Annotated in this window: 21 protein-coding genes; 15 read left to right on the forward strand and 6 right to left on the reverse strand. The window is 26.5% G+C overall.

Annotation, left to right across the window (positions count from 1 at the left end):
• From Q1K13_RS11250 to Q1K13_RS11260, 3 genes are all read left to right on the forward strand, one after another.
• On the forward strand, positions 1-725 hold a 725-nt coding region (locus Q1K13_RS11250; RefSeq protein ID WP_300350861.1), incomplete at its 5' end, for an LPXTG cell wall anchor domain-containing protein.
• 243 nt (positions 726-968) lie between these two features.
• The gene (locus Q1K13_RS11255; RefSeq protein WP_300350863.1) at positions 969-1,364 is read left to right on the forward strand and encodes an FMN-binding protein; all 396 of its coding nucleotides are present in this window, start codon (positions 969-971) and stop codon (positions 1,362-1,364) included.
• 11 nt (positions 1,365-1,375) lie between these two features.
• Positions 1,376-5,599: an FMN-binding protein gene (locus Q1K13_RS11260; RefSeq protein ID WP_300350866.1), complete on the forward strand. Its 4,224-nt coding sequence runs from the start codon at positions 1,376-1,378 to the stop codon at positions 5,597-5,599.
• 585 nt (positions 5,600-6,184) lie between these two features.
• Here Q1K13_RS11260 and Q1K13_RS11265 read toward each other — a convergent pair.
• On the reverse strand, positions 6,185-6,616 hold the full coding sequence (locus tag Q1K13_RS11265) for a nucleoside 2-deoxyribosyltransferase (RefSeq protein WP_300350869.1): 432 nt from the start codon (positions 6,614-6,616) through the stop codon (positions 6,185-6,187).
• A 124-nt stretch (positions 6,617-6,740) separates the two neighbouring features.
• Entirely contained in the window at positions 6,741-7,187 is a 447-nt protein-coding gene (locus Q1K13_RS11270; protein ID WP_300350872.1) for a MarR family winged helix-turn-helix transcriptional regulator, read from the reverse strand.
• A 236-nt stretch (positions 7,188-7,423) separates the two neighbouring features.
• Between Q1K13_RS11270 and Q1K13_RS11275 the strand changes: the two genes are divergently transcribed.
• The 7 genes from Q1K13_RS11275 to Q1K13_RS11305 all read left to right on the forward strand — a co-directional run bounded on the left by Q1K13_RS11275 (position 7,424) and on the right by Q1K13_RS11305 (position 15,047).
• Entirely contained in the window at positions 7,424-9,715 is a 2,292-nt protein-coding gene (locus Q1K13_RS11275) for an ABC transporter ATP-binding protein (protein ID WP_300350874.1), read from the forward strand.
• Complete coding sequence (locus tag Q1K13_RS11280; protein ID WP_300350876.1) at positions 9,708-11,567, forward strand: ABC transporter ATP-binding protein; 1,860 nt, start codon at positions 9,708-9,710, stop codon at positions 11,565-11,567. Before Q1K13_RS11275 ends, Q1K13_RS11280 begins: the two co-directional genes overlap by 8 nt.
• Positions 11,568-11,928: 361 nt before the next feature.
• Entirely contained in the window at positions 11,929-12,456 is a 528-nt protein-coding gene (locus Q1K13_RS11285; protein WP_300350879.1) for a hypothetical protein, read from the forward strand.
• A 492-nt stretch (positions 12,457-12,948) separates the two neighbouring features.
• The gene (locus Q1K13_RS11290; RefSeq protein WP_300350882.1) at positions 12,949-13,089 is read left to right on the forward strand and encodes a hypothetical protein; all 141 of its coding nucleotides are present in this window, start codon (positions 12,949-12,951) and stop codon (positions 13,087-13,089) included.
• A gap of 325 nt (positions 13,090-13,414) precedes the next feature.
• The gene (locus tag Q1K13_RS11295) at positions 13,415-13,828 is read left to right on the forward strand and encodes a hypothetical protein (RefSeq protein WP_300350885.1); all 414 of its coding nucleotides are present in this window, start codon (positions 13,415-13,417) and stop codon (positions 13,826-13,828) included.
• A 340-nt stretch (positions 13,829-14,168) separates the two neighbouring features.
• Positions 14,169-14,339: a hypothetical protein gene (locus Q1K13_RS11300; RefSeq protein ID WP_300350887.1), complete on the forward strand. Its 171-nt coding sequence runs from the start codon at positions 14,169-14,171 to the stop codon at positions 14,337-14,339.
• Between the two features lie 27 nt (positions 14,340-14,366).
• A complete protein-coding gene (locus Q1K13_RS11305) occupies positions 14,367-15,047 on the forward strand; it encodes a TrkA C-terminal domain-containing protein (RefSeq protein WP_300350889.1) in 681 nt (226 codons plus the stop codon).
• Positions 15,048-15,434: 387 nt separating this feature from the next.
• On the opposite strand, the gene Q1K13_RS11310 is transcribed toward Q1K13_RS11305, so the two are convergent.
• Complete coding sequence (locus Q1K13_RS11310) at positions 15,435-15,887, reverse strand: MarR family winged helix-turn-helix transcriptional regulator (RefSeq protein ID WP_300350892.1); 453 nt, start codon at positions 15,885-15,887, stop codon at positions 15,435-15,437.
• 283 nt (positions 15,888-16,170) lie between these two features.
• On the opposite strand from Q1K13_RS11310, the gene Q1K13_RS11315 reads away from it, so the two are divergent.
• The 3 genes from Q1K13_RS11315 to sdaAA are packed head-to-tail and all read left to right on the forward strand — an operon-like array spanning position 16,171 to position 18,832.
• A complete protein-coding gene (locus Q1K13_RS11315) occupies positions 16,171-17,238 on the forward strand; it encodes a PTS sugar transporter subunit IIC (protein ID WP_300350895.1) in 1,068 nt (355 codons plus the stop codon).
• Positions 17,239-17,269: 31 nt separating this feature from the next.
• Positions 17,270-17,950 (forward strand): L-serine ammonia-lyase, iron-sulfur-dependent subunit beta, encoded by a 681-nt coding sequence (gene sdaAB / locus Q1K13_RS11320; RefSeq protein WP_300350897.1) that lies wholly within the window; start codon positions 17,270-17,272, stop codon positions 17,948-17,950.
• A gap of 3 nt (positions 17,951-17,953) precedes the next feature.
• The gene (sdaAA, locus tag Q1K13_RS11325; protein WP_300350900.1) at positions 17,954-18,832 is read left to right on the forward strand and encodes an L-serine ammonia-lyase, iron-sulfur-dependent, subunit alpha; all 879 of its coding nucleotides are present in this window, start codon (positions 17,954-17,956) and stop codon (positions 18,830-18,832) included.
• A gap of 203 nt (positions 18,833-19,035) precedes the next feature.
• Here sdaAA and Q1K13_RS11330 read toward each other — a convergent pair whose 3' ends face one another.
• Together Q1K13_RS11330 and Q1K13_RS11335 are read right to left on the reverse strand one after the other, a co-directional pair.
• Positions 19,036-20,673 carry a vWA domain-containing protein gene (locus tag Q1K13_RS11330; protein WP_300350902.1) on the reverse strand — a complete coding sequence of 546 codons (1,638 nt, stop codon included), beginning with the start codon at positions 20,671-20,673 and terminating at the stop codon, positions 19,036-19,038.
• 1 nt (position 20,674) lies between these two features.
• Positions 20,675-21,415, reverse strand: a complete 741-nt coding sequence (locus Q1K13_RS11335; protein ID WP_300350906.1) for a hypothetical protein — start codon at positions 21,413-21,415, stop codon at positions 20,675-20,677.
• A 1,040-nt stretch (positions 21,416-22,455) separates the two neighbouring features.
• Here Q1K13_RS11335 and Q1K13_RS11340 point away from each other — a divergent pair.
• Positions 22,456-23,841, forward strand: a complete 1,386-nt coding sequence (locus Q1K13_RS11340) for a peptide MFS transporter (protein WP_300350908.1) — start codon at positions 22,456-22,458, stop codon at positions 23,839-23,841.
• A gap of 79 nt (positions 23,842-23,920) precedes the next feature.
• On the opposite strand, the gene Q1K13_RS11345 is transcribed toward Q1K13_RS11340, so the two are convergent.
• Positions 23,921-24,136 (reverse strand): hypothetical protein, encoded by a 216-nt coding sequence (locus tag Q1K13_RS11345; protein ID WP_300350911.1) that lies wholly within the window; start codon positions 24,134-24,136, stop codon positions 23,921-23,923.
• Between the two features lie 550 nt (positions 24,137-24,686).
• On the opposite strand from Q1K13_RS11345, the gene Q1K13_RS11350 reads away from it, so the two are divergent.
• Entirely contained in the window at positions 24,687-26,237 is a 1,551-nt protein-coding gene (locus Q1K13_RS11350) for a nitrite/sulfite reductase (RefSeq protein WP_300350914.1), read from the forward strand.
• Positions 26,238-26,573 lie beyond the last annotated feature (336 nt).

Consider the following 26,573-nt stretch of genomic DNA (forward strand, 5'->3'; position numbering starts at 1 on the left):
ACATATATATGCATGAAGATAAAATGAAAAAGCTTGAAAATGAGCCTGAAAAGTTAAAAGAGTACGTTAAAACAGATGAAGAAATCAAAAAGTTAAGGGAAATAAATACAAGACTTAAAGAAGAAGCTAAAAAAATAGATGAAAAAGAAAATAAAAAAGATGAAAATAAGGAACAAGCTTCAAAGAATGAAAATGTAGCAAAGCCTGAAAGTAAAGTTGAAGAAAAGAAATCTGAAACAAAAGTTGAAGAAAATAAGCCTGAAATGAAAGTTGAAGAGAATAAATCTGAAACAAAGGCTGAAGAGAAGAAACCTGAAACGAAGGTTGAAGAGAAGAAATCTGAAACAAAAGTTGAAGAAAATAAGCCTGAAATGAAAGTTGAAGAGAATAAATCTGAAACAAAGGTTGAAGAAAATAAGCCTGAAATGAAAGTTGAAGAGAAGAAACCTGAAACAAAGGCTGAAGAAAATAAGCCTGAAATGAAGGTTGAAGAGAAGAAATCTGAAACAAAGGTTGAAGAAAATAAGCCTGAAAGTAAAGTTGAAGAGAATAAATCTGAGACAAAGGTTGAAGAGAGTAAACCTGAAATAAAGGTTGAAGAGAAAAATAACGTATCAACATTACCAAAAACAGGAGAAGCTAATGGACTACCTTATTTAGGAGGAATTTTTGTTTCTTTAGCAGCATTATTAAAGTTAAATATAAGAAGATTTAAAAAGAATTAGAGTTTTTTTATAAGTACTTTTTATTTAATTTTAATATTATAAGTATATCTTTTTGATGAGAATGAAAATCGTTATTTTTAATTTGATATGCTTATTAAGTAATAATTTTAATATAACTAATTTGTTTATTGCTTTTTCATCTTTTAAGAGAGGTAAGGGGTTAGGAAACCTACTTTTTACTAGAGTTTGAAAAAGCAATATTCATTTAAATTAAAAAATAGAAAAATTTTAAGGAGTATTATAATGAATAAAAAATTGATTTTTTCAATAAGTACCATTGCATTAGGAGTAGCACTTTGTGGGTGTTCAAAAGAAAGTGCTAGCATGAAACAAAAAGATACAACTGAAAAGCCAGGAATTACTGCCAGTGCAGAAGTTTTAAAAGATGGAACTTTTGAAGGCGAAGGAGATGGATTTAATGGAAAAACTAAGGTAGCTGTTCAAGTTAAAGAAGGGGCCATAAAACAAATAGATATTTTAAGTTCACATGATGATGAAAGCTATTTAAACGAAGCTAAAGAGTTAATTCCTATAATGATCGAAAAACAAAGTTCAAAGGTTGATTCAATAAGTGGTGCTACATATAGTTCTAAAGGGATAATTTCAGCTGTGGAAAATGCATTGGAAAATGCTAAGTAGGGGGAGAATTTATGAAAAATAAATCAAAAATAATTGCTGGGGGTATTATTATTACAAGTGCAATTGGGGCAACTAGCTTTGCAATAATTGACCCTTATAATATGCTTAAAAATAAAAAAGCAGATATTCAAGAAAAAAGTTTAAAACTTACAGAAAATATTGAAGAGAATAAAGAGGCTGATGATTCTAAAAAAGAATCAGATAACATGGGTTTAAATGAGATAAAAGATGGAACATATTTAGGAGTTTCAAAAGGGTATGGGGGAGAGATTAAGGTAAATGTTACTATAGAGAATGGTAAAATTAAAAATGTTGAAGTAATTTCTCATTCAGAAACACCTAGATATTTTGAAAAGGGAAGTAAAGTTATTGAAGGTATATTGAAAGAAAATTCTACTAATGTAGATTCTATTTCAGGAGCTACTTTAACTTCTGATGGAATAAAAAATGCTGTTAAAGATGCCTTATCTAAAGCAGGTTTTAAAGTAGAAAAAAATAATAATGAAAAAGATAAATCAAATAAAAGTAGTAAAACTGTGGATTTAAAAGCTAGTAATAGTAAAAGTACAAGCAGTGTGGACTTAAAAGAATATAAACTTAAAGACGGATCATATATAGGAGAAGCTATAGGTTTTAAAGGAAATATAAAAGTAAAAGTTATAATTAGTGGTGGTAAATTATCAGATGTTAAAGTAATTAGTCACAATGATGATGCAGAATTTTTTAATAAAGCTAAAGGGGTAATTATTAAAATATTAAGAAATCAAGGTACTTCAGGGGTTGACACAGTTTCAGGAGCTACATATTCAAGTAGAGGTATATTAAATGCTGTTAATTCAGCTTTGAATAAGGTGGCTAAAGAGAATAAGGGAGCTATAAATACTATAAAAATTTCTAATAATACACCTTTAAATTCTACTAGTAGTATTAATGTAAAAGATATTGTTAAAGGTATTTTAAATCAAAATAGTATTATGATAAGTAGAAATCCAAATAACAATATAAATTTAAAAGATTATAAATTTAAAGATGGAGAATATATAGGAGAAGCTAAAGGATTTAATGGAAATATAAAAACAAAAGTTGTAATAAAAAATGGTACATTAGTAAATATTGAAATAGTTAATCATAAAGATGATGAAGAGTTTTTCAAAAGTGCTAAAAAATTAATATTTAAAATATTAAAAAATCAAGGAACTACTGGAATTGATGCAGTTTCAGGGGCTACTTATTCAAGTAATGGAATATTAAACTCAGTTAATGATGCACTTAAAAAAGCAACTAATAAAGAAAGTATTAATAAAGATAATGTAATTGTTTCTAATAAAGATACTAATTTATTACAATCCAATAAAGATGTAGCAAATAATAGCAATAAAAAAGAAGATAAAGATAATACAAACAAAGGAATTAGAGATTTATCTAAAGATAATACTACAAAAATTGATTTAAATGATAAAGATGTTAAGTTTTTAGATGGTGAGTATATTGGTGTAGGAAGAGGATTCAAAGAAGGTAACATCAAGTCTAAAGTAGTGATTGAAAATAACAAAATAAAGAGTATAGAGGTTGCGACAATAGAATCTGGAGATTATGGAGATGATGGTGATAATTTTAGAGAAAAAGCTATAAAAGTGACTGACTATATGATGGGTGAAGATAGACAAAAAGTATTTAATGATTTAATGCTTCACGATAAGCTATACAATGAAATTTTAGATGCGGAAAATTCTTATGAAAAAGCAAAAGAATTAACTGGAAAATATGCAGAAAAATTAAAAAATGAATCTAAAAGTGAAAATATAGATTTTTATAGAAAGACTGTTTCTAATGTTGTAAAAGATTATTTAAAAGAAAAAAATAAAGCTAAGGTTTTTGATGCAGTATCAGGAGCTACATATAGTGCTAAAGGAATAGCTCGTTCAATACAAGATGCCATGAATAAATCAGCTAATGATTATAAAACTGGAAATACTATAAACAACTTAAAAATAAAAACTCCAAGTAAAAAGAGTATGAATATAAAATTCGAATATGCAGATAAAGAAGAAAAATTGGATTTATCAAATTTAAAAGTAATATTATCAACTAAAGATGGAAAAGAAAAAGAAGTTTCATATGATAAATTTAAAGAAAATGGAATAGAAATATATGATCAAAAAACAGGAAAACCTGTTTATGATGGAATGAAATTAGATTACAAATCAATTCGTGGTTATGGTATAGATGCTATTATTGAGCATAAAAACTCTCTATATAAAGACAAGTTATTAATATTACCAATATTTTCAGATAAAAATTACTTAACTGGAATAGAATATAGTATAGATGAAGGAAAAACATGGAATAAATTCTTTGATTTAGTAGTACTTTCTAAAAATATAAATTCATTTCAAACAATAAAATTACCTAAAGAGCTTAAAGGTAAAAACATATTACTTAGAGTATTATCTGCTAAAAATGATAAATATTTATTACAGCCAGATAAAGAAGGGGAAGTTTTAAAAATTGAAAATAAGAGATATGCTTTAAAGACTACTGAGAAAGAAAAATTAAGCAACTATAATATTCCAAGAATTTTTAGTATTGGTTTTGAATTTACAGAAAATGAAAAAGGAAGCAATATTAAAAATTCAAATTCATCAAATAGTTCAGTTAATAAAGATGAAAAGTATTTAGATGGTGTATACACAGGTTCTGGAATGGGTTACACAACCAAACCTATTAAATCAAAGGTAACATTTGAAAATAACAAAATAAAAAGTATAGAGGTTGCAACAAAAGAATCTGGAGATTATGGAGATGATGAGATACCTTTTAGAGATAAGGCTATAAAAGTAGTTGACATCTTAAAGGAGAATCCAGAAAAGGCAATAAATGATGTAATGCTTCTTGATGAAATAACTAATAAAATATTAAGTTCAAAAAATCCTTATGAAACAGGTAAAGAATTAATTGGGGATTATGCAGAAAAGCTTAAAGATGTTGAAAAAGATACCTTTGATGGGCCAACAGTAAAAACTCACACAATAGTAGCATCATATTTAAAGGAACGCAAAAATTCAATTGCTTTAGATGCTGTTTCAGGGGCTACATATAGTGGTAAGGGAATTATAAAATCTGTAAAAGATGCTATGGATAAGTCAGCAAATGACTATAAAACAGGAAATACTGTTAATGACTTAAAAATAAAAACTCCTGGGGAGAAAAATATTTTTGTAGATTTTATTAATTCAGAGAAAGAGAAAAAATTAGACTTATCAAATTTAAAAGTAATTTTAAGAACTAAAGATGGAAAAGAAAAAGAAGTTCCATATGATAAGTTTAAAGAAAATGATATAGAAATTTATAATGAAGAAACAAAAGAACCTATTTTTAATGAAATGATTTTAAATAGAGAAAACTTTAAAGGTATGAATGCCGTAGTTAGACATAAGAAATCTTTATACAATGATAAATTAACAATAATAAAACATAAAATTAATGATAATTATATAACTGGACTTGAGTATAGTTTAGATAATGGGGTTAAATGGAATAATGTTTCTAATTTAAAGAAAGTTTATGATGCAAACAATATTCATTTTGAGCAAGAATTAAAAATATCAAAAGAAGATAAGAATAAGGCATCCTTTAGATTAGTTTCAAAAAATGGAGATAAATACAATTTAGAAATAAAAGAGAAAATAGAAGGAACTAATGGATATTACTATTTAAGCCCAAGAAAAGAGGATCAAGCAAAAAATAAAAATATTCCAAGTGGATTCTATATAAGATTTAAACATGAAGATACTTCTAAAAGTGAAATATCTAAAAATTTCGAAAATGTAAGTTATGTTAGAATATATTTAAATGACTCTCAAATATATAAAAAACATTTAGGAAAATTAAAAGTTGGGGATACTATTGATTGGACAGGTGCCAAGTTTAAATTTAAAAATAGGCAACAAGAGTCAATAAGAAATATCTTCACAGAGGAAGAGCTTAATAAACTTACAAATAGAGAAGAGTTTGAAAAAAGAGGAAGCATATCTTATGAAGATCTTGAAAAGTTAGGTATAGAAATATCACCAAAACAAGGCACTAAAATAACAGATGGTATGATTCCAAGTGATAAAAATTATTCTGAACTTCAAATTAAATTAAATTATAAAGGAAAAATTTTAAAAGTTAGAGGTGGAGGAATCAATGGAGATGATGACTTTGCTGGAATATTCTTAAATAAAAAGAATTAAATCCTTTAATATTTGATTTATTAAAAGTAAAAAAGAAATTTAAATAAAATTATTTAGTTCTTATAACTAGAGTTTTATTTGAAAGATATATAAATTAAATATTTACACTTTAGGAGAATTTATTTAAAATAAATCCTCCTATTTTTTTATATTTATTTTATGAAAAGTATGTTTAAGCTAATATAAAATAATTTTAGATGAAAATAGAGTATATTATCCTAGTTTTTTTATATTATATTTCAAGTTTAGGTGCTTTTATTAAGTTTGTCTTTTCTTACATAATATAAGGTCCAAGTAATATTGCTTATAATAATTAACATTACAATTAAAGGAGTCCATAAAAATTGTGGGATTATAAATAATATTACAAAGCCTATAACCCAAATAATCATTGAACATATTAAATATTTAAGAAATAATTTCAAATAATCACCTACTTTAAATAATAGCTTAAAATTTATAAGACTTTTTTCGTAAAATTTTTTTGTTTAATTCAAGTGATTGAGAAGAAAAAAGTAAAATTATAAAATATACTTTTATTTTCTTAATTGCTTTTATATAATTCTTAATTCTTTATGGCAAATCTTAAAATACTGGACCTGTATATTCAAATTTTTCTAATTTATCAAAGTCATAAGTTTTTAAAGTTTCTAAAGAATCTATGTAAGAAGTTAAACTATCACTTATCATTAAGTTAACAGGTTTTCCAGTTAAATTAACTACTATAACTGGCTTTCCACTTGCATATGCATATCCACATTCCCAAGCTGTTCCACTATCTGAGTAATTTCCATTACTTATTATTGCAACAACTACATCTGAATTTTTTATTCCTTCTAAATCAGCATTAAAAGTTTCAGTTCTCCATTCTTTAGAACCAAATTCTAATTGGCTTTTTAATTCAAATGGTGCAAATACTTCAAATCCTCTTTCTTCTCTTAAAACTTTAAGAACACTGTGCATTCTTTCAAGTTCATCATCATTGAAAAATGGACTAGCTAAATAAACTTTTTTCACGTGTTTCCCTCCAAATAATCATATAGTACTAATATTATAAATGGTAAAGTATATTTTGTCACTTTCAAAGGATTTATAAATATAAATAAAGAAGACAAGGAGATTTAGGATTATTTATAAAATTTTAATTTATTTTTAATAGTATTTCGTTAAGTTTTTTTGTTAGCTCTTCGATTTGAACTAAATCTTCAGAAGAAAGTGATGAAATTTTTTCTCTAAGATTTTTTTTGGCAAATTCTCTTTGTTTAGTTGAAAATTCATATCCTTTTTGTGTTATGCCAATTCTTATAACCCTTCTGTCATTTGGATCTGGGAATCTTTCAACAAAGCCTTCTTTAATGAGTTTATCTATAATTGGAGTCATATTTGACTTTGATATTGATAAATCTTTTGCAATTTTTGAAACAGAAGCATTTTTACTATATATTAAATAAAAAATAACTTTAGCATGAGATGATGGAATTGATAATCTTTTTATAATATCATCATGATTAAAAACTTTTCTGTTTAGAGATAACAACAAAGAATACAACTCATCAGAAGCTAAATTTAAATTTTCTAAATTACTCATTATTTCACCTCCTATATTATTTGAAAATTTATTTTAATGTATCAATATTAAAAGTTTTGAATAAAATTTGTAATTTTTATTAACAGCGTTACTTATTAATTTATTTTTAAATTGTAATATTATTATACTATAAAAATAGTTGTTGACATAGAATAGTTATGAAAATATAATTAATATAAAAATATAACTAAATTAGATAGTAAAATTGAAATTTTATAAAGAAAAGAGGAAGAGTAATGTCAAAGCTAATTAAATACTTAAAACCATTTACTACATCAGTTTTAGCTGTTATAATACTTCTTTTTGCTCAGGCTATGTTTGATTTATCTTTGCCAGATTATATGTCAAATATAGTTAATGTAGGAATTCAGCAAGGTGGTATAGAAAATGCTGTTCCAAAGGTTATAAGTCAGAGTGAATTTGAAAGACTAAAACTTTTTATGAGTAAAGAAGAACAAGGAAAGTTAGAAAACAGTTATACCTTATTAGATAAAAACAATCTTTCGCAAAGCGAATATGATGAATATGTAAAAGAGTATCCGGCTTTAAAAGATGAAGCTATATATAAGTTAAATAAAGAGGATGAAGAAAAAATAAATGAGTTGAATCCTATATTAGGAAAGTCAATTCTTGTTGCAGGCATGATTGAGGATAAGGGATTAGAAGCATTTACTAGTAAAAAGAGTGGAGTATCAGGAATGTCTATGAAAACTGATATGCCTAAAGAAAAAATAAATCTTAAAGAGACTAATTTAAAAGGAAATAATGATCCTTTTCTTATGATTAAAAACATGGCAGAGTCTCAGAAAAATGAAATGTTAAAAGAAATAAATAAAAAAATTTCTGAGATGCCAGAGAGCATGGTAATTCAATCAGCTGTTCCTTATATACAAAAGCAATATACTGCTTTAGGGATGAATATTGAAAAGATACAAAGTACATATATACTAAAAACTGGTGGAATAATGGTTCTACTTGCTTTAGGTAGTATGGTTGCGGCAGTTTCTGTCACATTAATCGCAGCAAGAGTGGCTGCTGGCTTTGGTAGAAATCTTCGTGGAATGGTATTTGGAAAAGTTGTTAGATTTTCAAATGCAGAGTTTGATAAATTTTCAACTGCATCACTTATAACACGTAGTACAAATGACATTCAGCAAATTCAGACATTAATGGTTATGCTTCTTAGAATAGTTGTATATGCACCTATTTTAGGAATAGGAGGTATATTTAGAGTAGTTCACACTGATACAGGAATGTCTTGGATAATAGCTGTTGCCTTGGCTGCCATCCTTTCATTGGTAGTAGTTATGTTTGGACTTGCTATTCCAAAATTTAAAAAGGTTCAAAATCTTGTTGATAAGTTAAATTTAGTAGCTAGAGAATCTCTTACTGGAATGCTTGTAATTCGTGCATTTAATACTGAAAAACATCAAGAAGATAAGTTTGATGGAGTAAATAGTAACCTTATGAGAACAAATCTTTTTGTTAATAGAATAATGGGTGGTATGATGCCAGCTATGCTTCTTATTATGAACCTTATAACTATTCTTATTGTATGGGTTGGCTCACACAATATAGATAATGGTGTTATGCAAGTTGGTGATATGATGGCATTTATTCAATATACAATGCAAATAATCATGGCATTCTTAATGATATCAGTTGTATCAATAATGCTTCCTAGAGCCTCAGTTTCAGCAAAACGTGTAGCAGAGGTTTTAGAAACAGAAACAAGCATAGATGATCCAGAAAAAGAAGAAGAGTTTAATTCTTCAAAAAGAGGATATGTTGAATTTAAAGATGTTTCATTTAAATATCCAGGGGCAGAAGAGTATGTACTAAGAGATATTTCATTTACTGCTAAACCAGGAGAAACAACAGCCTTTATAGGTGGTACAGGAAGTGGTAAGTCAACACTTGTTAACTTAATTCCTAGATTTTATGATGTTACAGAGGGAGAAATATTAGTTGATGGAACAGATATAAGAAAAGTTTCTCAACATGATTTAAGAGAAAAAATAGGATATGTTCCTCAAAAAGGAGTATTATTCTCAGGAACTATAGAAAGTAACTTAAAATATGGGGATGAAGATGCTTTAATGGAAACAATTGAGGAAGCAGCTAATATAGCCCAGGCTACTGAGTTTATAAATGAAAAAGAACTTAAATTCGCAGAAGAAATTTCACAGGGTGGAAATAATGTATCTGGTGGACAAAAACAAAGACTTTCAATTGCTAGAGCTTTAGTTAAAAATCCAGATGTTTATATTTTTGATGATAGTTTTTCAGCCCTTGACTTTAAAACAGATGCAAAGGTAAGAAAAGCACTTAATGAGAAAACAAATCATAGTACTATGATTATAGTTGCACAGAGAATTAGTACAATTATGGGAGCAAATCAAATAATCGTACTTGATGAAGGTAAGGTTGTTGGAAAAGGAACTCATAAAGAACTTCTAAATAATTGTGAAGTTTACAAGCAAATAGCTTTATCTCAACTTTCAAAGGAGGAGCTAGGCAATGAGTAAGGAAAGAAGACAAAGAAGTGGAGGCATGGGTGGCCCAATGGGACATGGGGGCCAAAGAAAATTTGAGAAAGCAAAGAATTTTAAAGGTACAATGAAAAAGCTTGTACAATACTTACAACCATATAGATTTCAAATAATTACAGTTTTATTATTTGCAATAGGGAGTGCAGCTTTCTCAATAGTTGGACCTAAAATATTAGGTAAAGCAACTACTAAAATATTTGAAGGGTTAATAGAAAAGATATCTGGTGTTCCAAATGCTTCAATAGATTTTGGTTATATTGGAAAAATCGCAATTATATTAGTAGTTTTATACTTAGTAAGTGCATTTTTTGGATTTATCCAATCATTTATTATGGCAGGTGTAGCGCAGAAGGTTTCTTATAATTTAAGAAAACAAATTTCAGAGAAAATAGATACTTTACCACTTAAATATTTTGATAGAAGAACAAATGGAGAAGTCTTATCAAGAATTACAAATGATGTTGATACAGTTAGCCAAACATTAAATCAAAGTTTATCTCAAATTATAACTTCAATAACTACATTAATTGGTGTATTAATAATGATGTTATCAATAAGTTGGATAATGACATTAGCAACATTTGTAATACTTCCAGTTTCAATGATACTTATATCTTTAGTTGTTAAGAAATCACAAAAATATTTTAAATCTCAACAAGAATATCTTGGTCATTTAAATGGTCAGGTAGAAGAGGTTTATGGTGGACACAATATTATGAAGTCTTTCAATAGGGAGGCTAATGTAACTAAGGAATTTGATGTATTAAATGATACTTTATATAAATCAGCATGGAAATCACAATTCTTATCAGGTATGATGATGCCAATCATGTCTTTTGTTGGAAACTTAGGCTATGTTTTAGTTTCAATACTTGGTGGATGGTTAACAATTAAGAATATTATAACAGTTGGTGATATACAAGCTTTTATTCAATATGTACGTTCATTTAATCAACCAATCTCACAAATAGCTCAGATTGCCAATGTAATGCAATCAACAGCAGCAGCGGCTGAGAGGGTATTTGAATTTTTAGATGAAGAAGATGAGGTTAAAGATCCTGAAACTTCAATTGATACTTCAAATATAGAAGGAGAAGTTGAGTTTGAGAATGTTAATTTTGGATATAATCCTGAGAAAACAATAATAAATGATTTTTCAGTTGATGTTAAATCAGGTCAAAAGGTTGCAATTGTTGGACCAACAGGGGCAGGTAAAACAACAATAGTTAAATTATTAATGAGATTTTATGAAATTAATAATGGAAGTATTAAAATAGATGGCCATGATATAAGAGATTTTAAACGTAAAGATTTAAGAAATCTATTTGGTATGGTTCTTCAAGATACTTGGTTATTTAATGGCACTATAATGGAAAACTTAAGATATGGTAGATTAGATGCTACTGATGAAGAGGTTTATGAGGCTGCTAAGGTAGCTCATGTTGATCACTTTGTAAAAACATTACCTAATGGATATAATATGGAAATTAATGAAGAAGCTTCTAATATATCTCAGGGTCAAAAACAACTTTTAACTATTGCAAGAGCTTTCTTAAAAGATCCTAAGTTATTAATACTTGATGAGGCTACAAGTTCAGTAGATACTAGAACAGAGCTTCTAATACAAAAAGCTATGGAAAAACTTATGGAAGGTAGAACCAGTTTTATAATAGCTCATAGACTTTCAACAATACGTGATGCTGACATAATTCTTGTTATGAAAGATGGAGATATAGTAGAACAAGGAAATCATGAAGAACTTCTTAAAAAGGGTGGATTCTATGCAAATCTTTATAACAGTCAGTTTGAACAAAGTGATGAATCATAGAAATAGAGCATAATCTTAAGAATTAAAACATAATAATAAAGCTTACAAAAATATTCAGAGAATTTTAATCTCTCTAAGAATTTATAGGGTTTATTAAAATGTATTTTACAAAGTTTTTAGCTTAAATATATGAGGTCGGAATTGAAATTAATATACAAATATTGAAAAATATGCTATCTTAGCTTCCCTAAGGGTTTACCTTAGTAGGGTTAAGTTAGCATATTTTTTTAATTTTATTTTATTTGTAATACATATTATATAAATATTATATTATAATACAAATTATAAGTAATTTATTTTATATACATAAGAAAAGAAAGGGCTGTTTAGTAATTTTAAATTACTATTAAGGGAAAAGGTTATGAAAAGGAAAAAAATATTTGTTAGTTTGCTTGCAAGTTCTTTAATTGTGATATCACTTGTTGGATGTGGAAATTCTAAAAAAAATGATGTTTCTAAAAATGATAAAAATATTGAGGTAAGTACACAAAATGAAGATAGCATTAAATCATTAAGTGGATATTTAGGAGGGACTTATCAGCAACTAGTTCAAAAAAGAGGAGAAGGACTAGATAAGGTTTTAGATGTAGAAGGAAAAAAGGTTATTGATTCAACTAAATATTCCATAAGAATATTTAATTATGATGCTAACTTGATTTTTGCTTTAGATGATTCTAAAAATATAAATTCAATAACAATACATTTTAAAGGAGTAACACCAGATAATTTAATAAATAGTGTTAAAAATGAACTTGGTAATCCAAGTGAAGTTAAGAAAAATGAAAAGACTGAATCAAAAGATTATGAGTGGAAGATGGATAAATATCAAGTTGTACTTTCAGAATTAGGTGATGAATCAATTATAAGTATAAATAAAGATTATATTTAATAATCAATGTTGAGAATTATTTCTATCTTTTATAAGATATTATTGTTCATAGGAAAAAAATAATAGTTTTTATATATGTTAGGGCAAAAAACTTGTGGGCATCAAGCATGAGTTTTTTGCCCATTACTTTAATTGGGAGTCTGGTACCAGAGATAGTTCAAAAACTATTAGTTTCTTATTTTTTTATGTATTTTATTATAATAAATAAAGATTTGATTTTTAAATTTTATTATAATTAAGCATTTAAGGAAGAATTTTTGAAAATTAGGTTATAAATTGAGAAAATATTAGAAAATTTAAGGAAATATTATATTTTACTCTTAAAATAGAATTTTTTACAAATATATAACTTAAAATAGTATTAATTTATTTTTTACAAAATATTTGTAAAGGGGTAATATGAAATCAAGATAAGGAATGAGTTTTATTTGGATAGTTCCTTTCTTATAAAGTAAAAAATTAATATTAAATTTTTATAAGAAGGTGTTTATTATGTCAAAAAATCATCAAATTAATCATTGTAATTGTGAAAAGACAATTAAAGTAGAAAAAGAAAAAATGGCTGAAGTTAGAAGAGAAGAAGAGAAAATGGCTAATAAAATAAAATCTCATGAAAAACATTGTGGAAAATAGTGCTTTAATGTAAATTGAAGCAAATTTGGAATTAGGATATAGATGAGTTTATAAAATAAACTCATCTATATCCTAATTTTTTGTAAATAAAAAGTTATGTAATATCTATTTATATGTTAAGTAATTATAAGTTTAGATTTTAAGAAAAAATATGCTTATAATACTTGTAATGAATATATGACAGTGTTATAAATATATAGTAGATTTTAACTTATTAAATTTTTGATTAGATTAATATTAATTCAAATATTAAGAAGTTCTAACTTAGATAGGTAATAAGATAAATTTAAAATATAATTTTTAGTTGACTAAGGAGGAATTTATTATGTACGTTGCTTTTGGAAATAGAGTTTTAGATAGTCAGGAAATAAAGAAAGATATTGAACAAAATACTGATGCAAAAGTTGTAAGTGATTTATGTAAAAGTTCAAAAAGAGAGGATATCATAGCTTATAAGTTAAGTATAGATATGGAAATATTAAGAGGACTTATAAAAGAGAACCTTAAATTAAAAAGCTTAAATGATGAGGAACTTTTTGAAGATTATTTAGATTTAGCAGAAGAAGTTGCTGGATTAATATATGAATATGTTCCAGAGGATGCTGTTTTAGATATAAGATCATATAAATGGGATATTACTGATGATGATGTTAAATTAATCATGGTTATGGCTCATGAAGATTTAGGGATTGCTAAGGTTAATGATGTAATGAAAAGACTTTTAAGACAGGTAGACTAATGGTTTATATTTATGTTTTAGAGCAAAATACCAATACTTATGTTTTAGAATTTTAAGCAAATAAAGAATTCATAGGGAGTATAACAATAAGTCATATTTAGCCCTATGGATTTTTTTATTTTTATAGCGTTATTTTATAGAAGTTTTAGCAATCATTTATCTTGATAAAAATTTAAAGAGAGTATTTCAAGATTGTTCTAAAAAAGTTGGAAATATGTAATTGGAGAAATTATAGAAAGTCTAGTATAATGAAGTTATTAAGAAAATATGAATATAAACATTGGTGAAAATCAATTAATATTTAAAGGAGAGTAGAATTTTATATTAGGAGGATGTCCTTATGAAATTTTTTAAAAACATTATATTAGCAGGAGAAATTTTATTAGTTGTATTATTATTGTTTGGTATGGTATCAAAAATCATGGGATATGACATTAATAGTAAGGAAAAATCTAAAAACAGTAGTTATTATACTTATAATGATAATTTACATGATAAGATTTTAGAATAATAGTAATTAATAGGGAGGCGAGAAAATTTGGTTTTAGTACTTACATTTATTTTATTTTTAATGGTTTTTTTAGTTGTAGTAGATTTTTTTTCAGTGTTATTTAGACTTACTGGTGTTCCAATAGAAAAAGCTAGATTTCAAGTGACCTCTCTTTTAACAGGAACAGGTTTTACTACAAAAGAAAGTGAAATAATAGTTCAGCATCCAACAAGAAGAAAGCTTGCTGTTTGGCTTATGGGATTCAGTTATGCCAGTACAGCCACTATTATATCATTTGCAGTAAACATAATAACAAGTAGTGTACTAGATATAGGCTCTTTAGCAGTAGTCATCATATTTACTTTATTTGTATTCTTCTTTCATAAAACTTATTTATTAGAAAAAATAGAAAATAATATAGAAAAGTTTATTGTTAAATCTAAGATTTGGGACAAGATAAATGTTAAACATTTCAATCTAATAACTAAAACAAAGGGATATGGTGTTTATGAAATATACTTGTCAAATAAGTCTGAAATTTTAGGGAAAAATATAAAAGATAGTGGACTTAAAAATCTTGAAATAGAAGTTTTAAATATTGATAAGGGAGATGAATTTATAAGTTTCCCAAGACCTGATTATGAATTTGAAGCCTGTGACAAAATTACTGTTTATGGAAATGTGAAAAATATAAAAGACACTTTCAAACATGTAAATGAAGTAAAATAAATTTAAGTTCTTTTTTAGAGAGTGTTGATTTTATTCAAAAAATAAATATACTTAATTAAAAGTGGAAATCAAAATTTAAAATTCTGCATTTTGAACTTACATTTTTGAATTAATATTAAAAGGTGTTTTATATTTAAGTTTGAATATTAGAGAAAAATAGTTAAAGCAAAGAAAGGATTTATAGTCAAATAACTTCGCTTTTCAAAGCTATCATTTTTTAAATATTCAATGAAATTTTAAAGAGCTTATTAAGTTAATTATAAATCTTAAAATAAAAGAACTATCTTTTGTATTGAAATACAAAAGATAGTAAATTAAAAATAAACAATATATTAAAACAAAGCCTAAATTTATATTCAAGTATTTTTGTCATAGTTTTTTTACTAGTTAAATTTTTAAGTTATTAAGGTTTTTAATCATTTTATTTAATATGATATCAAATGCTAAAAGTTCTCTATCTTGAAGCCCCTCTAAAAGAAGTTTACAGAATTCATTACTTATGCTATTTAACACATTCATTGTTTCTTTTGCTGAGCTTGATATATATAATCTAAAAACCCTTTTATCCTTTTCATCCTTACTTATTGTAAGCATATCTTTTTTTATTAAACTTTCTATAGATCTTGATATTAATCCTTTTGAAAGTCCAGAAAATTCTACAATATCTTTTGCAGTATTGTATTCTAAGTTTTCTTGTAAGAAAACTAAAATTTCAAACTCATTATGAGTTAATCCTAAATCATTTAATGTAGCTGATATAAACTTCTTATAAGTTTTTTTTGCTTTAGTAAATGAAACTAGAAATGCATTTCCATTAGGATTTAGAGCTTTTAAATCCATTAAACTTCCTCCTTAAAATAAACTTTAGCCATTATAAATCTTGATTTGATTATACAAAAAAATGGTTTATAAGTAAACTATTTGTTGGAATTAAAATAAATTAATTTGCATTAATAATAGTTTATTTATAAATATTTTTAGGATTTATTATATAAATTTTTAATAAATGAAATAAATTGTAAACTATTTTATGAAAACCTTTTCTAAAGGTATGATGTAGTGTAAAATGATTTTACTGATAAGATGATTTTAATTTTAATTGAAAATTTAGGGGGATTTTATTATGCAAATATTAATTGGAACATCATTATTATTATTGGTGTTAGGAGGTTTTACATTATTTAGTTATAAAGCGCCACATGGAATGAAAGCTATGGGAGGTTTAGCAAATGCTGCCTGTGCAAGTTTTTTAGTTGAAGCTTTTCACCTAGCATTTTTTGGAGATGTATTCCAAATACCTTTTTTAGCACAAGTAGGTTCATCTAATGGAAGTCTTGGAGGAGTTGCAGCTGCAATTTTAGTACCTTTATCATTAGGGGTTTCTCCAGTATATGCAGTATTAACAGGTCTTTCTTGTTCAGGATTTGGAATATTGCCAGGCTTTATAGCTGGTTACCTTGGTTCATTTGTTATAAAGTATTTAGAGAAAAAAATACCAGCTGGTCTTGATTTAATAGTTATTATTGTTCTTGGCGCTCCACTTGTAAGAGGAATAGCAACAATATCAAATCCACTTGTAGAAACAACTCTACAAAATATAGGAGGCGTTATAACAGCTACATCAACAGCTAGCCCAATAATAATGGGAATAATACTTGGTGGAATAGTAACAGTGGTTGCCACAGCACCTTTAAGTTCAATGGCTTTAACAGCTATGTTAGGATTAACAGGTCTTCCTATGGCAATTGGGGCATTAGCAGTTTTTGGCTCATCATTCATGAATTTTGTATTCTTTGGAAAAATGAAATTTGGAAGTAAAAAAGATACTATTGCAGTTGCTATAGAACCACTTACACAGGCAGACATAATTTCTGCAAATCCAATACCAGTGTATGTAACTAATTTCATAGGTGGAGCAATGTCAGGTATAATTGTTTCATTAATGGGTCTTGTAAATAATACACCAGGGACTGCTACTCCAATAGCTGGTTTTGCTGTAATGTTTGCATATAACCCAGCTGTCAAAGTTTTAATTACAGCGGCAATAATAGTGTTCTTCAATGTTATTGCTGGTATGATAGGATATTTAATATTTAAAAATTATAAAATAATGACAGCAGATAAAATTAGAAATAATAAAGATTACGAAACTAATTTAAATGTTGAAGATGAAGAAGTTTTAGTAGTCTAAAATTTATAGATAAACAGAGGAAGGGATAATTATGAATAATCTTTGTGTTTTTGATATACTAGGTCCAGTAATGGTTGGACCATCATCATCTCATACAGCTGGGGCAGCTAGACTTGGAAAGGTTGCTAGGGCTGTTTCAGGGGAAAAAGTTGTGGATGTTAAATTTTTACTTCATGGATCTTTTGCTAAAACTTATAAAGGGCATGGAACTGACAAGGCTTTACTTGCTGGATTATTAGGTATGCAACCAGATGACGAGAGACTTAGAAATTCATTATGTATTGCTAAAGAGGAAGGATTAAACTTTGAATTTATAGAAAGAGATTTAGGAGATTATCATCCAAACACAGTTAAATTTATTATGAAGTGTGAATCAGGAAAGATTTGCGAAGTATTAGGGTCATCAATAGGTGGAGGAAGCATAGAAATAGTTGAAGTAAATGGGAAAAAAGCAAATTTTAGTGGCTCTTATCCAACTCTTATTACATGTCATGATGATAAATTTGGAACTATAAATAAAGTAACTAAACTTCTTTTAGATCAGGAAATTAATATTGCTTTTATGAATGTTTCAAGAACTCAAAAAGGAATGGATGCTACTATGACTTTAGAGATAGATGATAAAATTGATGATTCGTTAATAAAGAAAATGGAAGAAATAGATGGAATACAAAAAGTTATATTTATAAACTTAGAAGAGGAGAGTGAATAACAAATGAGATTTGCAAAAACTGGGGAAGAACTTTTAGCTATATGCAAAGAAGAAGGTATTAAGCTTAGTGAATATGCGTTAAGATATGAAATGCAAAGCAAAAAACTTTCTAGAGAAGAGGTTTTAGAAAAGCTTTCAAAAACTTTGGAGGTTATGAAAAAATCCTCATCAAAAGGAAGAGAAAAAGAAGTTTATTCACTTAGTGGATTAATAGGAGGAGATGCTTTTAAACTTCAAAGATATCTAGAATCTGGAAAATCATTTACAGGAAATGGAGTAATATTAGCTATGGCTATGGCTATTTCTTCATCTGAAGTAAATGCTTCTATGGGGAAAATAATTGCTTGTCCAACAGCTGGATCATGTGGAATACTTCCTGCGGTTATGTTAACAGCTAAGGAAAGATTAAATCTTCAAGATGAAGATTTATTATATGGTCTTTTGGCAGCTTCATCTATTGGATTAATAATTGGACAAAATGCCACATTTTCAGGGGCAGAAGGTGGATGTCAAGCAGAATGTGGTTCAGCTTCTGCCATGGCAGCTGGTGGTCTTGTAGAACTTATGGGAGGTACGCCAGAAATGTCATTAAATGCAGGAGCGATAGTAATAAAAAATATATTAGGACTTGTTTGCGATCCTGTTGCAGGACTTGTCGAAATTCCTTGTGCTAAAAGAAATGCCTCAGGTGCTGTAAATGCTATATGTGCAGCAGACCTTGTAATGGCTGGAATAGAATCAAAAATACCTTTTGATGATACAGTAAGTGCCATGGCTCAAGTTGGAAAGGCTCTTCCAGAAACTTTAAGGGAAACAGCACTTGGTGGAGTAGCTATCACAAAAACAGGAATTATGTTGAAGAAAAAAGTATTTGGTAAGTAACTTTTTTGTATTAAATTTTATAAAAAGACACCATTATTAAAAATACGTATTTAAGTTAAAAATAATTAAAAACTATACAATAAAAAACAAAAGGCGTAATCAAAATTATTAAATTAATTATTTTGATACGCCTTTTAATAAATATAAAATCTTTTTAATTAAGTTATGTAAATTTATAATTACTTACTGTATAAATTTAATTTTTATTTAAGGCCAATGAATTTTCCTAATACATTTTCAATTCCATTAAAATCAAAAAATCCTAGTATTCCTTTTGGATTATTAACTCCATATACACCTTTTTTGTTATTTACTATAGAAATGTTAATATCTTTATTATCTTTATCAATGGTAATTTCATTGTTGTTTGGAGATAATTTTTTATTATTAACTATTATAGAATTAAGAGTATAACTTAAGGAATCCAACTCTGTAACTTTATACTTTCCAGCAATTAAATAGTTTTTGGAAGTATCAGTATTATTAGAGGTATCTGTTTTTTTATCTTTTAAGTAGGCATTCATATGTATCTTTTCTCCATTTGCAGGAATTTTAAAGTAATATTTTCCGTTAACTCCTCCATCTAAACATATTGTAAAATATTCACTGTTTTTAGAACCATCTGAAATGGTTTTTTGTAAATTGATATTTACAATCTTATAAGGAATATTCACTGTAGGTTTATTAAAAGTCAAATCTATTGTTTTATTAGTAATGGAGTCAACACAATGGAAAGTAGCATTTTCATTAGTATATATTTTTTGTCCTCCGTAATATGGGTCTATAACTTTTATTTTAAATTTGATTGTAAGTTTTCCGTTATCTAAATCACCAAAATTCCAAGAGATAGTATTTTTATTTATGTTTTGAATTCCATTATTTACATCTATTTCTTTACTATCTAAAGTTACTTTTGATGCAATTCCTTTTCCATAACCATCCTTTTCAATAGTAAATGGACCGGTAACAGTATCTGTAATTAAAACATCTTTTCCTAAGGTATTATTTGTAATAATATTTTCAGCTATTTGTCCGTAAATTCTATCGATAGATTCGAGATCACTTGCTTCATAAAACCCTGAATTTTGAACATGTTTCAAGAATCTTCTTGCCTCTTTAAAATGTCTTCTTGATAAATCACCTAAAAATCCAATAGAATATGTATTTATTGGGTGGTTATCATAAGTTAAGTCATCATAAGCTTTTTCAGCTTTAGGAATTGCTTTTCTATTTGAAATTATATGATGATCTCCGTTAATCATATCTGGAAGACCATCTGTAAAAAATACTTCATATTTTTTAGAATCTGGACTTGAATAATCTAAAAATTGTTCATCAACTTTTTGAAATACAGCTTCAGTATTAGTTCCCCAACTTAACTTTATTCTATTTACAGCAGTTTTTAAATTATTAACAGCTATTTTATTGCTAAGATCAATAAATCCATTTGAATTTTCTGATGCATCATTAGGCATTAACACACTTGGATATTCTGAAAATAAAACTACTTCTACTCTTGCGTTTTTAACTTTATTTGATATATTGTCTATAAAATTATTTACACTTTTTTTTACATCACTTAACTTATATTCCATAGTACTTGAGTTATCTAATATCAATACTATATCTACAGGTTTTGCAATTTCTTGAGAATTTTTTTGTACTTTTAAAGATATCTCATATTCACCATCTTTTTCGGTTGGTGTAGCTGTTTTTTCTAGTTTAAAGCTTTTATTAATATTTTGATCTGTATTGTCTGTAGCTTTTACTGTTGAAAAAGGAAAATTTATACTCAAAGTAAAAATTATTAAAATCATTATAAGTTTTTTTATATTTTTCATATTAATTCACCTTATTATTCAAATTTTCTAGATAATATTTTAACTTTGTGTTAATTGAAGGCCAATTTTGTGTTATTGGAGTCTTTATATTGTTATCATTTTTTATTTCATAATGTGGTTCTATAGCTTCAACATTTACATCTATAATAAGTTTTTTTCCTTTATATCTTTCTAAATCATTTGGAGTCATGTTTTTTGTATTCAAAGATACAGAATCTAAAAGTTGGCTTGTGAAATTTTGCTTTGTATTATCATTACTTTTTTCGTATCTTTCTTGTGGTGCAATATTTCTATCATTTTCACCATCAGATATGTTTTTAGCATGTTTAAGTATGCTTGAATAATAATAATAACCGTCATTTCCATTTATCCATTCATCTTTTTTTACCTTATCTATATCATTTAAACTTACAACATTATTTGTGTTAAAATTTAAATGAACAAAACTTGTATCTCCAAGCCAAGGGTTTCCATTTTCATCCACCCATCTAGGGATTATGCTCACTCTAACAAGTTCATTGTTTTTTCCAGTATTTTCAATTTTAACTTTTTTAACTGTTTCTTTTTGTAAAGAATTATTTGGATTAAAATCCTCTGCAATATTAGCTTGAACATTTCCAATAATTAATTTGTTTGTCAATGAATCAGAAGAAGTAAAAAATGCAAATACTGTGACTGAAAAAATACTTGATATGGCAAATATGATTACTAAAATTTTAATTATTTTATTTCCTTTTTTCATAAACATTCCTCTTTTACATTTTATTTTTACCTTTAGATTTATAATTAAAATGGAAAAGCAATTATTTCCTTTTAATATGATGTTATATATTGCAATTTGAATTTTTAAGAATGCAAAATAAAGCCATTTTTAATTTTTTTAAAAAATAGCCTTCAATATATAAGTTTCATATCCTCACAATGTTTAATTTTATATGTAAATTTTACTTTTATTCTAAATAAGAAGCTAAGATTTTTAACTAAGAATTAGATTTAAATTTAGATTGATAGTATGCTAATGAAAATTTAGTATTTATAAATGATGATAATAATTCTTTAAGTTTGATATAGACTTTGAAATATGATTTATATTAGCTATTAATTTAATATAAACACATATTGTGAAATGGTGTTTATTATTGTAAATTTTGTTCATTATATTTTACTATAATTATTAATTCTTTCATGTTATCTCAACTTCTAGAATAAAATAAGAATGGTTTATTGTGTATTTATTAATGTTAAAAATTTTTAGTAAATAGTAAAGTAAATTAATATAATTATAACATAATTTACAATTTAATCAAAATTAAAAATTAAATAAAAATAAATTTGTTAAGTTATTATGAAAAACTAGCTTAGTTATTCGTGAAATTGCTATTTCTTTGAATTTTATATAAGGGTTAAGAAACTAATAAAAAATAGATTTTTAAGCAGTTTTTCTTTTGTATTGTTTTTATTTTAAAAAATGAAGAAAAATAAGTATTTTTATTAGTAATATGATAAATAAATCTTCTTAATAAGATAAAATTTAAAAAGTGGTGTATTTTATAAAAAGACAAATGTGCTGTATATGAATACAGTGAAAAATGGAGGATCTGGGAGAAAAGATGATGAATTTATTAATAAACTTACAATAATTTGTTAAAGTGAGGTTTGATTATGATGAAAAAAATGTATATAATTAAAAATGTGTTAACGAAATAATAAATTTAATGATAAATTAATATGAAATATTGAAAAAATTATTAAGATTATAAACAAAATGGGGGCTTGATATAAATGACACAGGTAAGCGTGGTTTCAGGGCGAGAAAGCTCAAAGAAAAGATTAAAACATCCAGCTGGATTATATTTATTATTTTTCACAGAGATGTGGGAAAGATTCAGTTACTATGGAATGAGAGCATTATTAATGCTTTACTTAACAGCATCATTTGTAACTGGTGGATTAGGATATGATGTAAGTCATGCTGCATCAATATATGGAACATATACAGGACTAGTTTACTTTACTCCAATAATAGGTGGAGAATTAGCAGATAAATATTTAGGACAGAAAAAATCAATTATAATCGGGGCAATATTAATGATTTTTGGTAACTTATCTTTATTTGCTTGGCAGACTAGATGGGCATTATACTTAGGTTTAGGTCTTATAATAATAGGAAATGCTTTCTTTAAGCCAAACATATCAACATTAGTTGGTCAATTATATGAAGATGGAGATAAGAGAAAAGATTCAGCATTTACAATCTTCTATATGGGAATAAACTTAGGTTCATTAATAGCACCAATAATATGTGGATTATTAGCAGAAAACTTTTTTGCTACAAAATCAGGAGAAGTAATCCTTCATTATGGATTTAAATATGGATTCTTAGCAGCAGCTATTGGTATTATACTTGGTGAGATAATATTTATAACTTTATCACCTAAATACTTAGCTCATGTTGGAAAGAATAAAAAAGAAGAAGTTAAAAAAGAAGTTAAAGAAGAAAATAAACCTTTAACTAAGCAAGAGAAGAAGAGAATAGCAGTTATATTAATACTTGCATCATTCGTTGTATTCTTCTGGGCTGGTTTTGAACAAGCAGGAACTTCATTAACATTATTTGCTGAAAAGGCAACTAATAGAAGTTTATTTGGATGGACAGTTCCAATATCATTCTTCCAGTCAATAAATCCATTATTTATACTAATATTAGCACCTTTATTCTCAAAATTATGGTTTAAGCTTGCTAATAGTAAAAGAGGAGATTTATCAGTACCAACTAAAATGGCTATGGGTATGATAGTTTTAGGATGTGGATTCTTATTAATGGTAATAGCTACTATGTCATTAGGTGGAAATGTTGAAAATCCAGCAGTAAAAGTAAGCATGTTCTGGCTTATAGGAACTTATTTCTTTAATACAGTGGGAGAACTTTGCTTATCACCTATAGGACTTTCAATGGTAAGTTCATTAGCGCCAGCGAAATATGCTTCATTATTAATGGGTGTATGGCTTGCAAGTAATGGAGTAGCAAACAAGTTATCAGGATTTATAGCATCATTTATTGGAGAATTTGGGGCTTTAGAATTATTTGCAATGATTTCAGGAGTAAGTATAGGATTAGGTTTAATTTTATTATTACTAAGCAAGAAGATTTCAAAAATGATGGAATAACAGAGTGTAATAAATCAAAAGACACATTAGATTTTCTAATGTGTCTTTTTTATATATAATTATGTATATTTTAAATAATTTAAATTCTAAAATATTCTTCATCTAAATAAAGAAGCATTTCTTCATTTATTGAGACTGGTAAACCAGCATAATCAGAAAATTTCTTAGCTTCTTTAGCTCTTTCATCTTTACTTAATTCGTGGTGATGCTTGATTTTTCCAGTGGTTTTTTCCTCTAAATCTTTCCACTCTTTATAAACTTTTGATAGTTCAGCTTTTAATTTACTTTCTCCCATTTTTAACACTCCTTTTATAAATTCTCAGTATCAAGTCTATGGATTTTTGAAGTTCTCCATTTTTTATAAACATCTTTTAAGTATTTATTATTAATAGAATCAACTACTTTTTGACCATGTTTTTATTATATAATAATTGAGTAAAAATTAACATTATGTAAATGAATAATATAATTGGAATTTAATAACTTATTATTAATTTTACTATTATTTAAATATTTTTAATTAGTATTATTTTAAGTATTTATTAATGAAAGTAGGGAATTTTTTTATAAACATAATATTTAAATTAACTTAAAGCTTTAAAATATTTCTTAGGATGTATGTAATATAAACTTAAAATAAATTTAGAATATATAAGTTATAGATATATAAGTTATAGATATATAATAAGTAATATCAAAATTTAATGAGAAAGTATTTTAAAATAATTTATCATTAAAAAAGAGAAAATATATGGTTATATAACTAATAACTTATAGATATAATAAAAAAACAATTGTTTACTAATAGAAAAGCGCAACTTAAAATTTAAATGAGGTGATACAAAATGGATAATTTAAATGAAATCCTTTCAAAAGAAATTGAAGTTTTTAGAGAACAAGGACATAAATTTCTAAATAAAGAGTTAAATGTAGGACAATTTAAGAAATTATCAGGTGGAATGGGATGTTACGCACATCGTGGTGGACAAGAGTTTATGATTAGATTAAGAGTTCCATCAGGTGTAGCAGGATTAAATTTATTAGAAGAAGCTTATAACTGGGCTATTAAATATAATTTAGATAAGGTACATTTAACAACTCGTGAAGCTATACAATTACATGGAATATCAATAGATGCTGTATGTGATATAATGCAAGAAGGATTAACTAAAGGTATATATACTAGAGGAGGCGGTGGAAACTTCCCAAGAAACGTAGCTTTAAATCCATTATCAGGAGTTGAAATTGGAGAAGTTTTTGATGTTACACCATATGCTTTAGCAACAAATAATCACTACATGAAAAAAATATATACTTACAAATTACCAAGAAAAATAAAAACTGCTTTTTCAAATAGTGAAAGTGATGCAGCTCACTGCACAATAACAGACTTAGGATTTTTAGCTGTTGAAAAAGATGGAGAGAGATTCTTTAAAGTTTATATTGGTGGTGGAGCAGGAAGAAATGCAAGAAAATCTGTTGAATTAGATGAATTAATTCCAGTTAAAGATGCATTATATTGCGTTGACGCCATGATAAATTTATTTATTGCTGAGGGTGACTATAATAACCCAGGAAAAGCTAGAATTAGATACATAGCTGAGAGAATGGGCGATGAAGAGTTTAAAAATTGCTTTAGAAAGCATTTAGAAGAAGTTAAAGCTAAAGGTGGCTTAGATCTTGAAGTTGAAGAGGTTATTTATAACAAAAAAGGTTTAGTTACTGACTTAAAGCATAATAGATTAATACCTCAAAAACAAGAAGGATTATACTCTGTTTTATTCCATCCAATCGGAGGACAACTTGAATTAGATCTATTAAAAGAGTTAATTGATGCTATAAAAAATATAGAAGAAGTAGAAGTAAGATTAGGCATGGATGAAAATCTATATATAAGAAACTTAAATGGAAAAGAAGCAGAAGAAATACTAAAACTTACTCAAGGAAAAGGTGGAGAAACATTAACTGAGAGAAGTGTATCATGTATAGGTGTTCCAGTTTGTCAAATGGGAGTTTTAGAAAGCCAATACACTTTAGAAGAGATTGTTAAAGCTTTAAAAGAAAATAAGGTTGAAGAAGGATTACTACCAAGAATACGTATATCAGGATGTCCAAATTCATGTGGTATGCATCAAATTGGTGAAATTGGATTTGCTGGTAAAAAGAAAAAAGTTGATGATAAACTAGAAAATGTATTTGAATTACATTTCGGAGGAAAAGTAGGAATTCATAACATAAATATAGGAGAGTATTACGGAGATATTCTTCAAAGAGAAGTACCTAATTTCTTAATTAAGGTTGCAAATGCTGTAAAATTTGATAATTCAATATTTGATAAGTGGATAGAAGAGAACAATGAAAAGTTCAAAGCTATCTTTGAAGAGTATAAAAAGTAGTTGTTCATAAAATATTTACAAAATCCAAAAAAACTTCAAAGTGAAGTTTTTTTGGATTTTTTTAAATTTTTTATTAGTTTTATCTGAAGTGGCTTTTTAAAACACTTTAAAGTGAAAAAAATATAAAATTAAAGTTTACTAATACTAAGTATTTTTCTTAGTTTTTATTACCGAGGTTTTGAAATGTATCTCTTTGGATGGCTTGGTTAAAAGGGTTTAGAGAAAAAAGTGTGGTAAAAAAATAAATAGTGATATATAATGAATTCGAATTAAATCCAAAATAATTATTTTGGATGACCTTTATATTTTTTTAAATACATATTTCAATAAATAAAC

Source organism: Clostridium sp., assembly GCF_029267215.1.
Lineage (GTDB): Bacteria > Bacillota > Clostridia > Clostridiales > Clostridiaceae > Sarcina.

Bases quoted from the DNA above. Each gene is read 5' to 3' on its own strand.
- Q1K13_RS11310 (WP_300350892.1), bottom strand. From the start codon at position 15,887: ATGGATTTAAAAGCTCTAAATCCTAATGGAAATGCATTTCTAGTTTCA.
- Q1K13_RS11255 (WP_300350863.1), top strand. From the start codon at position 969: ATGAATAAAAAATTGATTTTTTCAATAAGTACCATTGCATTAGGAGTA.
- Q1K13_RS11290 (WP_300350882.1), top strand. From the start codon at position 12,949: ATGTCAAAAAATCATCAAATTAATCATTGTAATTGTGAAAAGACAATT.
- sdaAB (WP_300350897.1), top strand. From the start codon at position 17,270: ATGAATAATCTTTGTGTTTTTGATATACTAGGTCCAGTAATGGTTGGA.
- Q1K13_RS11350 (WP_300350914.1), top strand. From the start codon at position 24,687: ATGGATAATTTAAATGAAATCCTTTCAAAAGAAATTGAAGTTTTTAGA.
- Q1K13_RS11330 (WP_300350902.1), bottom strand. From the start codon at position 20,673: ATGAAAAATATAAAAAAACTTATAATGATTTTAATAATTTTTACTTTG.
- Q1K13_RS11285 (WP_300350879.1), top strand. From the start codon at position 11,929: ATGAAAAGGAAAAAAATATTTGTTAGTTTGCTTGCAAGTTCTTTAATT.
- sdaAA (WP_300350900.1), top strand. From the start codon at position 17,954: ATGAGATTTGCAAAAACTGGGGAAGAACTTTTAGCTATATGCAAAGAA.
- Q1K13_RS11335 (WP_300350906.1), bottom strand. From the start codon at position 21,415: ATGAAAAAAGGAAATAAAATAATTAAAATTTTAGTAATCATATTTGCC.
- Q1K13_RS11270 (WP_300350872.1), bottom strand. From the start codon at position 7,187: ATGAGTAATTTAGAAAATTTAAATTTAGCTTCTGATGAGTTGTATTCT.
- Q1K13_RS11300 (WP_300350887.1), top strand. From the start codon at position 14,169: ATGAAATTTTTTAAAAACATTATATTAGCAGGAGAAATTTTATTAGTT.
- Q1K13_RS11275 (WP_300350874.1), top strand. From the start codon at position 7,424: ATGTCAAAGCTAATTAAATACTTAAAACCATTTACTACATCAGTTTTA.
- Q1K13_RS11295 (WP_300350885.1), top strand. From the start codon at position 13,415: ATGTACGTTGCTTTTGGAAATAGAGTTTTAGATAGTCAGGAAATAAAG.
- Q1K13_RS11280 (WP_300350876.1), top strand. From the start codon at position 9,708: ATGAGTAAGGAAAGAAGACAAAGAAGTGGAGGCATGGGTGGCCCAATG.
- Q1K13_RS11260 (WP_300350866.1), top strand. From the start codon at position 1,376: ATGAAAAATAAATCAAAAATAATTGCTGGGGGTATTATTATTACAAGT.
- Q1K13_RS11315 (WP_300350895.1), top strand. From the start codon at position 16,171: ATGCAAATATTAATTGGAACATCATTATTATTATTGGTGTTAGGAGGT.
- Q1K13_RS11345 (WP_300350911.1), bottom strand. From the start codon at position 24,136: ATGGGAGAAAGTAAATTAAAAGCTGAACTATCAAAAGTTTATAAAGAG.
- Q1K13_RS11340 (WP_300350908.1), top strand. From the start codon at position 22,456: ATGACACAGGTAAGCGTGGTTTCAGGGCGAGAAAGCTCAAAGAAAAGA.